10 protein-coding genes are annotated in these 14771 nt (G+C 57.1%); 7 read left to right on the top strand and 3 right to left on the bottom strand.

What is annotated here, in order from left to right; translation table 11 throughout:
• Positions 1–12 precede the first annotated feature (12 nt).
• A complete protein-coding gene (locus ACZ5MJ_RS35110) occupies positions 13–1200 on the bottom strand; it encodes an acyl-CoA dehydrogenase family protein (protein WP_464227425.1) in 1188 nt (395 codons plus the stop codon).
• Positions 1201–1470: 270 nt separating this feature from the next.
• On the opposite strand from ACZ5MJ_RS35110, the gene ACZ5MJ_RS35105 reads away from it, so the two are divergent.
• The 7 genes from ACZ5MJ_RS35105 (at position 1471) to ACZ5MJ_RS35075 (ending at position 11943) form a co-directional block, all read left to right on the top strand.
• Positions 1471–2997, top strand: coding sequence for an acetyl-CoA carboxylase biotin carboxylase subunit (locus ACZ5MJ_RS35105; protein WP_464227424.1), 1527 nt, complete (start codon positions 1471–1473; stop codon positions 2995–2997).
• A gap of 11 nt (positions 2998–3008) precedes the next feature.
• Positions 3009–3506: an acyl-CoA carboxylase biotin carboxyl carrier protein subunit gene (locus ACZ5MJ_RS35100; protein ID WP_464227422.1), complete on the top strand. Its 498-nt coding sequence runs from the start codon at positions 3009–3011 to the stop codon at positions 3504–3506.
• Complete coding sequence (locus tag ACZ5MJ_RS35095; RefSeq protein WP_464227420.1) at positions 3503–5110, top strand: acyl-CoA carboxylase subunit beta; 1608 nt, start codon at positions 3503–3505, stop codon at positions 5108–5110. Before ACZ5MJ_RS35100 ends, ACZ5MJ_RS35095 begins: the two co-directional genes overlap by 4 nt.
• 25 nt (positions 5111–5135) lie before the next feature.
• Positions 5136–5918 carry an enoyl-CoA hydratase-related protein gene (locus ACZ5MJ_RS35090; RefSeq protein WP_464227419.1) on the top strand — a complete coding sequence of 261 codons (783 nt, stop codon included), beginning with the start codon at positions 5136–5138 and terminating at the stop codon, positions 5916–5918.
• Positions 5915–7741 (top strand): acyclic terpene utilization AtuA family protein, encoded by a 1827-nt coding sequence (locus ACZ5MJ_RS35085; protein WP_464227418.1) that lies wholly within the window; start codon positions 5915–5917, stop codon positions 7739–7741. The genes ACZ5MJ_RS35090 and ACZ5MJ_RS35085 overlap by 4 nt, the downstream gene beginning before the upstream one ends.
• A gap of 862 nt (positions 7742–8603) precedes the next feature.
• Positions 8604–10307 carry a class I adenylate-forming enzyme family protein gene (locus ACZ5MJ_RS35080; protein WP_464227417.1) on the top strand — a complete coding sequence of 568 codons (1704 nt, stop codon included), beginning with the start codon at positions 8604–8606 and terminating at the stop codon, positions 10305–10307.
• A gap of 298 nt (positions 10308–10605) precedes the next feature.
• Positions 10606–11943: an MFS transporter gene (locus ACZ5MJ_RS35075; RefSeq protein ID WP_464227416.1), complete on the top strand. Its 1338-nt coding sequence runs from the start codon at positions 10606–10608 to the stop codon at positions 11941–11943.
• Between the two features lie 773 nt (positions 11944–12716).
• On the opposite strand, the gene ACZ5MJ_RS35070 is transcribed toward ACZ5MJ_RS35075, so the two are convergent.
• Entirely contained in the window at positions 12717–13421 is a 705-nt protein-coding gene (locus tag ACZ5MJ_RS35070) for a MarR family winged helix-turn-helix transcriptional regulator (RefSeq protein WP_464227415.1), read from the bottom strand.
• Between the two features lie 140 nt (positions 13422–13561).
• Entirely contained in the window at positions 13562–14728 is a 1167-nt protein-coding gene (locus ACZ5MJ_RS35065) for an acyl-CoA dehydrogenase family protein (RefSeq protein WP_464227414.1), read from the bottom strand.
• Positions 14729–14771 lie beyond the last annotated feature (43 nt).

The following is a 14771-nucleotide window of genomic DNA, read 5'->3' as shown; positions in this document are numbered from 1 at the left end:
TGTAGGCTGCGCTTAGCGCAGCAGCTCACCGCTGATGATGATCTTGCGGACCTCGGTCGTGCCGGCGCCAATCTCGAGCAGCTTCGTCGCACGGTACAGCCGATTGATTTCCGATTCCCAGACATATCCGGTGCCACCATGTACTTGGACCGCGGCATCCAGTACGCTATTCATCGTGTTTGCGGCATGCATAACTGACCCTGCGGTGAGCTTGTGAATTTCGCCTCGACCGCCGCCGCCTTCTTCAAGGTGATTTGCGGCGCGCAGTGTCTGATAGGTGAACACACGCATCGATTCCACCCACACGTACATCTGCGCCAGTTTGTCTTGAACCATCTGAAAGCTGCCGATCGGCTTGCCGAACTGCTGCCTGGTCTTGGCATACTCCACCGATAGTTCAAGGGCGCGTTCGGCAATACCAAGGCAAAGAGGGGAGATCATGGAACGCTCTAGGTCCAGGCCGCTCATGACGATCTTTACGCCCTGATTCTCTTCCCCCACAAGGTTGGCGACCGGTACTCGGCATTCGTCGAACACTAGCTCACCGGTCTGGCTACCGCGGAAGCCCATCTTGACGAGCTTTTGCGCAATTCGAAAGCCCGGCATGTCCTTTTCCACAATGAATGCGGAAATGCCATGCGCCCCCTTTTCGCGATCGGTTTTTGCGTACACCAGCAACACGTCGGCGACAGGGCCATTGGTAATGAAGATCTTGGACCCATTGAGGATGTAGTAATCACCCTCACGGCGAGCGGTAGTGCGCATCGAGCCCAAGGCATCGGAGCCGGCTCCAGGCTCCGTGAGGCCGAGGGCGCCAATGAGCGTTCCCTTGCTCATTCCAGGCAGATACCTTTGTTTCTGCTCGTCGTTCGCATTGCGGAGAATATTGTGGAGACAGAGATTCTCGTGCGCGACCCAACTTAGCGCGAACGCGTGGTTCCATCGAGCAAATGCCTGAACGATGAGGCCACTCGTGAACAAGTCGAGCCCGGAGCCGCCGAGTTCCGCGGGCACCGTGACGCCGAAGTAGCCATTGGCGCCGACTTTCTTGAAGGTTTCCTCCGGCCACCACTCCTCGTCGTCCATGCGAGGGGCCAGTGGATACAACTCTGCACGGGCGAACCGGTCAGCTTGGTCGAGGACTTCCGCTTCCAGATCGGAAAGGCCGGAAAAAATGCGTGCGACTGACGTTGTGCTCATGTGCTTCCTGTCTCCTGGTTCGTACCGAAATCCCGGTGCGCAAAACGCTGCGCATCAGATGTGCTCAAGGGTGGATGCTCGATTTTGAGGTGAGCAAGACTCACCTGCGCAGCATAGAAGTAGCCGTCGCCCTTTGCAAGAGGCTAATAGTTTCGGGTATTCCCTAGCGAAATTCAACTCACTAGTGATGTGAAGTTGATCTATAGTGAGTCGCACTCACCAACGAATCAACGCAACACTATGGGAAACAGACACGCACAGTCATCAGGGATGAGCCATCAGGGGGAAGGGGTGAGTGTGACCACATCGCCTTCTGTTGCTGGGTGGCCGTTCCAGTCAGTCTTGGTAGCTAACCGAGGTGAGATCGCAGTCCGGATCCTCCGTAGCGTCCAAGCCCTCGGACTTAAAGCGGTCGTTGTGTTCCACAGCGCTGACCGCGACTCCCCCGCGGTCCGATTAGCGGATCAGGCCGTAGAAATCACCGGCAAGACACCGGTGGCAGCCTATCTGGACGGGGAGCAGATTCTGGCGGCAGCGGGCGCTTCAGGCGCGGGGGCCATCCATCCTGGCTACGGCTTCCTGTCGGAGAACTCGGCATTTGCTCAGGCGGTGCAGGACGCGGGCCTCGTTTTTGTGGGCCCAACACCCGACCAGATCGACCTCATGGGGGACAAGGTTAGGGCCCGCGCTTTTGTTGCTGGTGCCGGATTTCCTGTGGCTCCCAGTGCGATTGAGGATGACGCTCCTGAGACGTTTGTGGAGCGTGCTCGAGCTGTTGGGGCCCCGCTCTTGATCAAGCCGGCAGCGGGCGGCGGCGGTAAGGGGATGCGCATCGTCCGGGATCTCGACACCCTCGAGGCCGAGATCAAACAAGCGCGGAGTGAGGCCAAGCGCTACTTCGGCGATGACCGCCTCTATGTCGAACGCTATGTGGAGAATCCGCGTCATATCGAGGTCCAGGTGCTGGGTGATTCTCACGGGAACGTGGTGCACTTATTCGAGCGCGAGTGCTCCGTGCAGCGTCGCTTTCAAAAGATCGTCGAAGAAACGCCTTCGCCGGCTTTGGATTCGGCCACCCGCACTCGAATCTGTGAGGTTGCCGCAGGGATTGCCCGCAAAGTTGAGTATCGGAATGCCGGTACGGTGGAGTTCATCTTTGGGGCGGGCGAGTTCTATTTCCTGGAGATGAACACCCGATTGCAGGTCGAGCATCCGGTGACAGAAGAGATCACGGGCGTCGATCTGGTACGCGAACAGCTTCGCGTTGCCGCGGGAGAGCCTCTCGGTTATGGCCAGTCGGATGTGAAAGTTAGTGGACACGCCATTGAGTGCCGGATCTACGCAGAAGATGCCGGGCGCGGCTTCACGCCGACTACCGGGCGGATCCTGTTGATGCACGCACCTGCTGGGCACGGCGTTCGGCTCGATAGCGGCGTCGCGGAAGGGCAAGAGGTCACCGCGGCGTTCGATCCGATGCTGGCAAAACTCGTTGTGCATGGTGCGGACCGCGCCGAGGCCTTGCGGCGTGCGGTGGAAGCATTGCAAGCATTTGTGCTGCTTGGCTGCAAGACCAACATCGCGTTCTTGGCGCGGCTTGTCCAGCATCCGGCCTTCCAGTCGGGCGACGTGCACACAGGATTCCTGGACGCGAACCCACAGATTGCGAAAGAGCCATCCCCTTCAGATGAAACGCTTGAGCAAATCCTGGCGGCAGCCAGCCTTGTGATGCCCGCAATGCGAGATGCAGCGGATGCGGTCCCGAACCTGCACGCCGCCATGGGCGCATGGCAAAACTAGGAGGGCAACGCATGTATCACGGATTTGAACTGGAAGCGGAAACTTTTGACGTCCAACTGTCAAGGTCTGCGACAGGCTATCGACTTCATCTGGGGCAGAGGACTCTGGACGTAAATCTTCGTCCTGGGCGATCGGGGGCGGCATGCGTCATCGTCGGCAGTATCGATAAGGACGCCTTCATTGCAAAGAAGGGGGACGACGTTTATGTCCACCTCGACGGCGAAACCTATCACCTGCGATATCGCCACCCTCTGGACAGGCTGGCAGCGTTGTCTGATGCCTCGGCGGAGGATCACGTACGCGCACCAATGCCCGGCGCTGTCGTTTCTGTACTGGTAAAGGCGGAGGAATCGGTTACGAGGGGGCAGGCGCTGCTTGTCATGGAAAGTATGAAGATGGAAACCACCATCACAGCGCCGCGGGATGGTGTCGTCAAGGTCGTGCACCACGACACTGCGCAAACCTTTGACCGAGACTCCGTGCTGATTAGCCTGGAACCGCAGACATGAAACGTATCGAATCGAAAATTAATACTTCCGCCCCGGAGTACCTGGCCAATCAGGCCCACAATCAGCAACTGATTGCGGAATTTCGTGCGAAGCAGGAGAAGGTGCGTAACGAGCGCCCGGCGAGGGATCTGGACCGGCTTGCTGCACAGGGGAAGATGTTCGTGCGCGATCGGCTCCGTCAACTTCTTGATCCGGGCACCCCTTTCCTCGAACTATCGTCGCTGGCGGCAAATAAGGCCTACGAAGGCGAAGTCCCCGGCGCGGGCTGTGTCACTGGGATTGGCATTGTCGGGGGGCGGGAAGTCGTCATTAATGCTGGTGACGCTTCCGTGAAGGGCGGTGCATGGTATCCGCTCACGGTGAAAAAGACCGTGCGCGCCCTGGACATTGCCATCGAGAATCGGCTGCCGGTGGTCCACCTTTGCGATTCTGCGGGTGGCTTCCTTCCGGAGCAGGCGGACCTGTTTGCGGATAAATACTACGCTGGTCGTATCTTCCGCAATCAGTGCCAGTTGTCAAAGCTTGGTGTGCCCCAAGTCGCCGTTGTGCTGGGTCATTGCACGGCTGGCGGCGCCTATGTGCCGGCGCTCTCGGAATACAACGTCATTGTTCGGGGTACCGGTGCCATCTTCCTGGCTGGACCACCGCTTGTAAAGGCGGCCACCGGCGAAGATGTCACGGTTGAGGAACTGGGGGGATGCGACATGCATACCTCGACGTCCGGTACCGCCGACTACCCTGCTTCCAGCGAAGAGGAAGCGATCGCCATTGCCCGGGACATCGTCAGTCAGTTCCACCGCAATGAGAAAGGGGCTGCTGAATGGCAGACACCGGAAGATCCCTATTACGATCCGAGCGAACTCTATGGGATTCTGCCGCGCGATATCAAGCAGCAGTTCGACATGCTTGAAGTCATCGCCCGAATCGTTGATGGTTCGCGCTTCCACGAGTATCAGCCGAACTTCGGTAAATCCCTGATTTGTGGCTACGCAAATATTTGGGGGCACAAGGTCGGAATTTTGGCAAACAACGGCGTGTTGTTTAACGACAGCGCCCTGAAGGGAGCCCACTTTATTGAGTTGTGCAACCAGAACAAGACTCCTCTGGTTTTCCTGCAAAACATCACAGGTTTCATGGTAGGGAGAGAGTACGAGCGTAGGGGTATCACCAAGGACGGTGCCAAGATGATCATGGCTGTGTCCTGCTCAGATGTCCCGAAGTTCACGGTCATGTGCAATGGCTCATTTGGTGCCGGAAACTATGGGATGAGCGGGCGTGCTTTTGATTCGCGGTTGCTTTTTAGCTGGCCAAATTCGCAGATCTCGGTGATGGGGGCGGAGCAGGCAGCCAATACGCTAGCGGATGTCAAAGTTCGACAGATGGCCAGGCAGGGAAAAACGCTTACGGCGGAGGAAATCGCGTCAATCCGTGAGCCAGTGCTCGACGAGTTCCGATTAAAGCAGTCTGCCCTCTGGTCCACATCGGAGATTTGGGACGACGGAATCATTGATCCGGTGGCTACACGGAATGCACTCGGTATGGGCATCGCTGCCGCGCAGAACTCGCCGTTGGCAGATTCCCGGTTCGGAGTCTTCCGTATGTGATTTAAAGACACAAAGATACATTGTCATGACAAATCCTGTTGTAGTAGAAACCCGAGGTCAGGCGCTTTGGATCACATTGAACCGGCCTGAGAAGCGCAACGCAATCAATGAGGAAGTTATCGGGCTGGTGCGTGAGGCAATTGTCGCTTCTTCCAATGATCCAGAGCTGCGTGCAATTGTTATTACCGGGGCAGGCGACCAGGCATTCTGCGCAGGCGCGGACCTTGGGAAGAGTGTACAAGGCGGCGCCTTCGACATCGATTACAGTAATCCGCGGCATTACATTGTCAAGCTGTTCAAGGCAATGGAGGAGTGCAGTCTGCCGATCCTGGCGCGAGTCAATGGTCACGCCTTGGCCGGCGGCTTCGGAATTCTCTGCGCCTGCGATATGGCCATCGCGGCGGATGACGTTCGTTTTGGGACGCCGGAGACCAAGATCGGCGTCGCACCTATGATGATTCTTGGTCATATGCTAAGGGTCCTACCCCGTCGCAAGCTGCTTGAGCTCTGTATCACCGGTGAGTTGATCACGGCCGGCGACGCACTGGATATGGGTGTTGTCAACTATGTGGTGCCTCGTGGCGATCTGGATAACAAGACAGAATGGCTGCTGGACCGAATCGCTGGAAAGTCGCCCACCGCAATCAGACTGTTCAAGCAAGGCTTTCATGCGATGCAGGATATGAGCTTGCATGAGTCCCTTGAGTATGCGCAGTTGATGATCTCCATGATGGCCAGCACACATGACGCGAAAGAAGGGAAGCTTGCGTTCGGGAACAAGCGCGCACCGACGTGGACAGGAAAATGAACGGCAAGCAGCTCGTACGTATTGGTGGCGGAGCCGGCTTCTGGGGAGACAGTGCAGAAGGTCCCCGGCAGCTCGTGGAGCAGGGGGATATTGACTATCTCATGCTCGACTACTTGGCTGAGATCACAATGTCGATCCTGTCCCGGCTGAAGCGGAAGGATCCTGCCCTTGGATTTGCAACGGATTTCCCCGAGTTACTGGCGGCACTAGCACCAGCGATCAAGGCGAAAGGCATCAAGGTGATCACCAATGCCGGTGGCGTCAATCCGCAGGCATGCAAAGCCGAAGTCGAGGCACGACTTAAGGCGCAGGGCATCGACCTGACGGTTGGACTGGTAACGGGCGATGACTTGTTGCCCAATGCAGAGGCTTTGCGTGCGGAGGGTGTACCAGAGATGTTCTCCGGGGATGCTTTCCCGGAGAAGCCTTGGAGCATCAATGCTTACCTCGGGGCTTTCCCAATAGCTGAAGCTCTCGATGCCGGAGCGGATATTGTTATCACCGGCCGCTGTGTCGACAGTGCATTAGCTCTTGGTCCGCTAATCCATGAATTCCAATGGACGGAGCAGGATTACGACAAGCTAGCGGGTGGGAGCTTAGCCGGCCACGTGATTGAGTGCGGTACCCAGGCGACCGGCGGTGTCAGCACGGATTGGCATCTGGTTGCAGGGGATTGGGACAGAATGGGCTTCCCAATTGCCGAATGCAGGCCGGATGGTAGCTTTGTACTCACAAAGCCGGAGGGTACTGGAGGGCTCGTCACTCCGGCGACTATTTCCGAGCAGATCGTCTACGAAATTGGCGACCCCGCTGCATATGTGCTTCCTGATGTCGTTTGCGACTTCCGAGACGTAACTGCCGTTCAGGTCGGAGAGGACCGGGTCGAAGTCGTTGGAGCCCGCGGCTATCAGGCACCTTCTGACTATAAGGTCTCCGCTACCTATCAGGACGGCTTCCGCTGTACCGGCACAATGCTCCTGGGTGGGATTGACGCTGTGCTCAAAGCCCGCCGGATTGGGGAGGCGCTTCTTGCGAGAACTCGAAGGTTGATGGCTGAGGCGGGTTATGGCGACTATCGCCGTACGGATATCGAAGTCCTCGGCGGGGAATCGAATTGGGGGAGCAACGCACGTGCGAAGACCCGTGAAGTCGTATTGAAGATCGCATTGCACCATGACGATAAGCGGGCCCTTGAGTTCTTTGCTCGTGAAGTGTTTGCTTCCGCGACTTCGATGGCGCAGGGTATCACAGGCTTTGCAGGGGGCCGTCCAGCGATTACGCCTCTCGTTCGCCTGTTCTCTTGCCTGGTTCCCAAGGACTCTGTTGTCATTGCTGTGGAGGTGGCCGACCAGTCAATGCGTCTGCACACACAACCGACGCATGCCAATAAGCAGGTAGCACGACCCGAATCGGAGTGTTCGGCGCCGGTTGCCAACGCTCCGATTGACAGCGTAACTGTGCCCTTGATTGCGATCGCCTATGGGCGCAGTGGTGACAAAGGTAACCATGCAAATATTGGTGTGCTCAGCAGGCGTTCGGAGTTCCTGCCGCTGCTGCGGGGCGTTTTAACAAGCGAAGCAGTGATGAGCTATTTCCGGCATTTCGTGCAGGGGGCAGTGACAAGGTACGAACTACCTGGGCTCATGGGCTTTAACTTTCTTATGCATGACGCCCTGGGCGGAGGCGGTGTTGCCTCGTTGCGCTATGACCCGCAAGGAAAGATGCTTGCACAAGTACTGATGAGTTTTCCGGTGCAGGTCCCGCGCGAATGGTTGGCTGATGGGTGGCTAGATACGTCCGTTTTCGATACTGCATCGCAATAAATTAGAGCGCGTAACCACTTGGTACGAAGCGCTCGGTTATCGGGTACGGCTGCTGGCGGCCGTACCCGATGTCTTCCTCGAGCGTTCCTCCGAGAATGCCACAGTGTCGGTCGCTGCCCGAATCCGGGCGGGGGCCGGCTCGAGCGTGGGGCTGTGCCTGCAAATTTCTAGAAAGAGCGATCCCGTGAAAAGTCAATGCATCCTTCCGCTCGCAACGCTCGCCGAGCGCAGTTCGCGAGCAGTGTGGCCCCCATGCACACCGCTGCGAGCACCCAGTCACGGCGCTGGGGGGGCGCTAGCAATTGCACGAGGCGAAGCGCGGGGGAAACTGTTGGCGCGGTTGCAGTGACCGACACGCCGATCTTCTGTGATGCCTATGCTCCATTACTTAGACGTGCGCACGTCGTTCTATTGCCCGACGCGCGACAGACTTGCCAAGGTGAGTCGAAGACCCGGGTGGCTGCACGCGCGCTCGCCGAGCTCGAATCTCGTCTCCGGGAGCGCTTGAGGCCACGTTGGAGATCGTTGCGTCATGCTGCACAGTAGGCAAAGTGCGCATTGATAAAGAGGGGCGCCGTGCTGCTTGAGCTTCTCGCCAGGGTAGCCGCTGAGCGCCGCGCGGCGACGCTTTCGCGTCATCGCTACACCACATATAGCGTCTGTGCTCCGCACCAGACAGTCAGCGATCCGCACTGCACGCCAAAGAGGGAGTCGTTATAGAGAAGACACTTCGAAGTCCAATCACTTGAACGTTGACGCCCAGTGAATATTTTCGAGAGTACCGCTTGGCGGATCAAGACGCGCACTAGTAGGGTAGATTCTGTGAATTATTAAAATCAGATTGTGAGGAGACAGAACCAAGATGCTGGCAGATACTTCTGAATATGACGTCACAATCCCCGATACGGAGAGCCTTTACGAAAGGCGGGCAGATCAACGTTGGAATCGGGTTTGCGTTGGGGACATAACAGAGCGCATGACGTGGAGCCGACCAGATGAGGTAGCTATCATCGGGTGGGAAGGGGCGTTTTCCGCGCCGCAGTTTGCTTCTCTCACCTGGAGGCAGGCCGACGAGTTGGCAAACCGAGTCGGCAATATGCTGCTAAATCACGGGCTCAAGCGCGGTGATCGTCTCATGCTCGCCTGTGAAAATTCGGTTGAAGCGTATGTGACGAAACTTGGCGCGGCAAAGGTCGGAGTCGTGCCTGCTTCGCTGAACCCAGCGTTCGCGGCTGATGTTGTCGAACATCTGGCACGGACTCTCAGTCCCTCCTTTGTAATTGCGGATGCGAGCACCAGGCCAGAGATCATCCATGCCCTTACGCGTGGTGGGGCCTCTCTGAACGTCACGATCTGCATTGATGGCGACTTAATTCCCGGAACGGTTGATTTTTCCGAAGAAGTGGAGCGTCATTCGCCATGTGAGCCAAAAGCTACTGTTCATGGTGATGACATCTGGGAAATTCTCTTCACGTCAGGTACTACGTCATTACCAAAGTCGGTGATGCTATCACATGTGTACACATACCTGGCTGCACATGGATTTGCTTTGTCAATAACTCGAGGTCTTGAGGTCGAGTCAGAAGTTTGCCTCGTCTCCTTTTTGCCTATTATCTATCACATAGGGGGGCAGATCTTGGGAATGCCTGCGTTAGTCGCAGGAGGTCGCCTTGTTATCGGAAGGCGCGCAAATCCCCGAGCGACTGCTGAAGCAGCGGTCAAGTATGGTGCTACCGCAATATGGGGTGGGGCTCCGCAGTCGATCAAACAGATAAGTCTCGAGTTGGAGGCGCTAGCGCCAAAACAGAAGACGCTAACTGTAATGCTGTACGGATGGGGAGCCGTTGAACCGGCTGTGCTCAAGCGCCTTGAGTTACTGACAAAGCCTCGATTTCAGCTTTTGGGTATTTTCGGACAGACTGAGGCAATTGCTTGTCATCGCTTCTGGCCTGTTACCCAAAGGTCGATGTTCGAGTCTGGCGGTATCGCGACGAACTACGTTGGCTTACCGAGTCCCTTGCTTGCCTCTACAATTATTGATGAGAATGGCAAGGATCTTATCTCAGAGGGTAAAAAAAATACTCCCGGAGAGGTTGTTTATCGATCTCCCGTAACGATGGCGGGATACTATCGCGACCCAGAGGCCACGGCCAAAGCGTTCGAAGGCGGGTGGTTCCACTCGGGTGATTGTTGCCTTGCAACGGAGGATGGCACCCGCGTAATGGTGGACCGCTACAAGGATATTATCAAGTCCGGTGGCGAGAATGTCTCCAGTTTGCGCGTGGAAGCGAGATTGCACTCCCACCCCAGCGTAGCCAAGGCTGCGGTCGTGGGATTACCACACGCGCGCTGGGATGAGGCAGTTACGGCCTTTGTGGTGCGGTCTCTCCCGGAGATCTCTGCAGATGAGCTCCTTTCTTGGGCGCGGAGTGGTCTCGCAGGTTTTGAAGCTCCGAAGAAAATCGTTTTCGTCGATGCGTTGCCGGAGACTGTTGGCGGCAAAGTCATGAAGCATCGACTGCGCGCGACTTGGGCCGATCTCTATCGCGAAGGCGAAGGTTGTTAATCCATGAGCAGTTTGCCCATGTACGGACGAAATGGACCTATGAGCATTGTGAATTTGACGAAAATTGACGCATAGTCTCAGCCGTCTTAAATGCGTGTTCAGGTAGGACAGCTTGCGTTACCAGACCCGTCTGGCTGTTTCTTGGTGAAGAATTAATTTAACCGGCGCTGCTGCCTTCTAAGCCGAATGTATCGGCAAGATGGCCGAAGCAGGAGGGCGCTCGCTTTCAACAAGTTCAATCGTTGTTGCAAGAGTAATTACAAGTCGTTTTGAAAATGACGGTAACGAGGAGACATCAATGGATCGAGTCAATATAGGTAGGCTAGCGGACGATGCTAATTTCAACAAATTCCACCTGAAAGTCTTAACTTGGTGCTTTGGGATTCTAATCCTGGACGGTTATGATCTTGCTGTCGCAGGAGCGGCGCTGCCGTCAATCATGAAGTCCATGCAGATCGAAGCTACCGCAGCTGGATTCATGGCGAGTTCGGCACTTTTCGGAATGGCGTTCGGAGCCGTCATTCTCGGCGCACTCTCGGAAAGGATTGGCAGACGCCGGGCCTTGTCGATCTGTGTGTTGCTTTTCAGCGTCTTCACGGCAGCGGCCGGATTCACCAGTGATCCGGTCTACTTCAGCGTCATGCGCTTTATTGCCGGCCTCGGCATCGGCGGTGCTATTCCCAATGTTACGGCGCATATGGCTGAGTACGCGCCAGGGAAGTTCCGAGGCATGCTAGTTGCCGTGATGTGCTGCGGCTACGCAGTTGGCAGCCTATTAGCGGCTTGGTTGGGCAAGCAGTTCATCGAAGAATATGGCTGGCAGTCCGTATTCTTCGCGGCCGGAGTTCCGGTCGTCCTGATACCGCTCATCTTGAATCGGATGCCTGAATCCCTGCAGTTTCTCGTAAGCAAGCAAGATAATGCCCAACTGAGGGAGATTGCGGCACACATACAACCGGGACTCGGGCTGCGAGCGAGTCAAACTTTCATGTTGCCATCTGGCGGTGCGGATAAGGTTGGAAGCGTTGGTGATCTGTTCCGTGGCGGGCGTGGATTCAGCACTGTCATGTTTGGAGTGGCCTGCGCCATGGGCCTGTTCATGATGTACGCGATTAGCACCTGGCTGGTCAAGCTGATGGCACTTGCCGGGCATAGCATTGGGTCTGCGCTGAACTTCCTGCTGGCATACAACATTGGAGGGATTGTCGGAGCCGTCGGTGGTGGCTGGCTTGCCGATCGTTTCAAGATCAAGCCGGTGCTATGTGTGTCCTATGCGTTGTCGGCGGTCTTCCTGCTGATGCTTGGCAATGGAATCCAACCATTGTATTTGGTTGTTGCCGGCGTTGGAGCCACTACGCTTGGAACTCAAATCCTGTGCTATACGTACGCGGCCCAGTTTTATCCGGCCTCGATTCGATCGACAGGAGTCGGCTTTGCTTCTGGAGTCGGTCGCGTCGGTGCAATCATTGCACCAATCGCGATTGGAATACTGGTTTCAATCAAGCTACCGATGGAACAGAACTTTATGGTGATCTCGGTGTTCGGTGTGCTGGGCGCGCTTGCGGTTGCTTTCATCGATCATCGTGCCTCCGCGCCAGCTTTTGGGATAGAGCAAGTCCAGAACGAGTCTCTGTAAGGATGCGGTCTCGCTGTGATGTCGCTGGTCTTCGGTGCTGTCTCAGCTGCCCTGAGACAGTTTGACGCAAGACGAACGCCACACAATCAAATCCATAAAGCAACCTGCAGTTCACGAGTTTGCGAAATGAACGCGCACAACGCTGATTTGTTTGACGAAATGTATGCCCGCAGAGCACGTCACTTGGTACAAGCCGTGGAGCAGGGTGCTGGAAGAAGTCGGTATCCTGGGCCACCGGGGAAAGCGGGGCGTTGGGTAGAGGCGGGGGCATTAGTAGGGTACGCGGCACTGAGCGATGAGCTCTAGCTTGGCTGCCTGGAATTGTGAGGCAGCACCGCAGCGGAGTCGGTTACGCGCCGGCGATCGGCTTTAGAAGTCTCCGCATGCCGCCAGCGACGAACGCAGGCCCAGTAAAGTGTATTCAGTGCGGCATCCTGCGTTTCCTGTAAGGCGCGGCGACCAATCGTTAGGCTATGCAGCCCAACTGTGCCTTCCTCAGTCGCACAAGCGAGGCAGATTAGCTGCTGCCGGCTGCTGCCTCGCAGCATCCACTCGTCTAGCACGCTCGCCAATTTGCGCTGGTAGCCTTCGCTACCCGGCAAAGCGAAGGCTTGCGCGACCCGTTCGGCTTCTACGCGCATGCGCCGAATCTCGGCGAGGAGATTCGCAGCTGACGTAGCTTGGGTTCGCTGGCCACAGGCGCTTTCGTGCATGGTTGCTTTGGCTGGTGGCAACGAACAAACCCGCGGCCGGTGGAATTCCAGCGCGTCGGCTCAGATTCGTCCGATGTCATTAGTGTCGTCAGTGCCGTCCGGTCCGTCCGCTTCCTCCATGTCCAGCTCTTGCTCCCTTGCAACCGAGAGCAGGTTGAGCTTGACCTGGGAGAGCATGTCTGCGAGCGCGAGTCGGTCCTTCACGCTGAGGCCGCTAAGCATGCGCTCACTCATTTCGTTGCTTTTGGAGCGCATTTCCGAAATGAGACGCGTGCCTTTCGACGACAAATAGACGCGCTTGGCACGGCGATCGACCACGTCCGGGCGCCGCTCTACCATTTCTGCGCTTTCCAGCCGTTCTATCAGGCCGCCGAGGGATGCTTTGCCGATTTCGAGCACAGCAGCCAGATCGCTCTGAATCATGCCGTCGTGGCGCGACAGATGTGCCAGGATCCACCACTGCGAGCGTGTTACTCCCAGAGGCTTCATGAACTCGTCGAAGACCTTCCGGCGCAGCCGCGAGACATCGTGCATGAGGAAGCCCAAGCGCTGATCCCAATTCTCTTCCTTGAGCTTGCGCATCGTGGCCGTCTTGGCAACGTGGCCTTTACCGCCCGGCAACGGGTCTGTCTTGCTCGACTCGTCCAGCAGCGACGGCGCACCGCGCTTTTCCGCTGGCGCGGTACTTGATTTGCTAATTCGCGTGGGAGCCGATTTGCCTTGTGCTGTTTTCACGGAATGACCTATTTGAAGCTTCGCCGACATGACCGGCTCGATAGTGAACCGGACCACGATTTTACAGTTCCCGACCTGGCTCACCCTAGACAGGGGGTAGTCAGGGCAAAGAAGCAAGGCATTCCCTTTCACGATAGTGCCTTCCCCGCCTCATGCGGCCGGCCTCGCACTCAGTATGACTTGGGCAGACCGAGCACCTTCTCGGCGATAAAGCACAAGATCAATTGTGGAGAAACTGGCGCGATACGAGGGAGCATCGCTTCGCGGAAATACCGCTCAACGTGATACTCCTTGGCATAGCCCATCCCACCGTGCGTTAGCACCGCAGTTTCGCAGGCCCGGAACCCGGCTTCCGCGCAGAAGTATTTGGCGGCGTTTGCCTCGGCGCCGGCGGCTTGGCCCTGGTCGTAACGCCATGCGGCGCGCTGGTAGAGTAGGGTGGCCGCTTCCAAGTCGATCCATCGTTCCGCCAGTGGATGTTGCACGCCCTGGTTCTGTCCGATGGGGCGGTCGAACACCACGCGCTCGCCCGCGTAAGCGGCCGCGCGTCGCAGCGCAGCCCGCCCCAGTCCTGTTGCCTCGGCTGCTAGAAGCACCCGCTCAGGATTCAGTCCGTGCAGGATGTATTCGAACCCACGACCTTCTTCGCCGATGCGATCCTCGACGGGAATCTCCAGGCCATCGATAAACAACTGGTTTGAGTCCACTGCTTTCCGCCCGAGCTTCTCGATTTCACGGACCTCGATCTTGCTGCGGTCGAGGTCCGTGTAGAACAAACTCAGGCCCTGCGCCGGCGATGTGACCTCATCAATCGGCGTGGTCCGTGCGAGCAGCATGATCTTTTGCGCTACCTGAGCCGTGGAGATCCACACCTTCTGTCCGTTCACGACATAGCGGTCGCCCTTGCGGATGGCTCTCGTCTTGAGCTTCAACGTGTTCAGGCCGGTGTTGGGTTCCGTCACGCCGAAGCACGCCTTGGTCTGCCCGTCGATGACGGGCGGCAGCCAACGCTTGCGTTGCTCATCGCTTCCGTGCATGACCACTGGATGCAGCCCAAAGACATTCATGTGAATGGCGGATGCTCCGGAGAGCCCGGCGCCGGATGCGGCAACCGTCTCCATCATTAACGCGGCTTCGCTGATGCCAAGCCCTGCGCCGCCATACTCAGTGGGCATCGCCACACCCAGCCAGCCGGCTCTTGCCATGGCCGCGTAGAAGTCCTCGGGAAATCCGCCCTCCCGGTCCTTCTTGAGCCAGTACTCATCGTCGAAGGGTTTGCAGATTTCCTCCACGGCTGAGCGGATGGCAAGCTGGTCGTCAGTAAGGGAAAAGTCCATGATCTGCCTTGTGGATTTGTTGTGAACGTGAAGCTTTGGTGGG

Source organism: Cupriavidus sp. LA-1 (assembly GCF_055385985.1).
The sequence above is the reverse complement of the archived record's forward strand: the minus strand, read 5'-3'. Positions and strand labels throughout refer to the sequence as shown.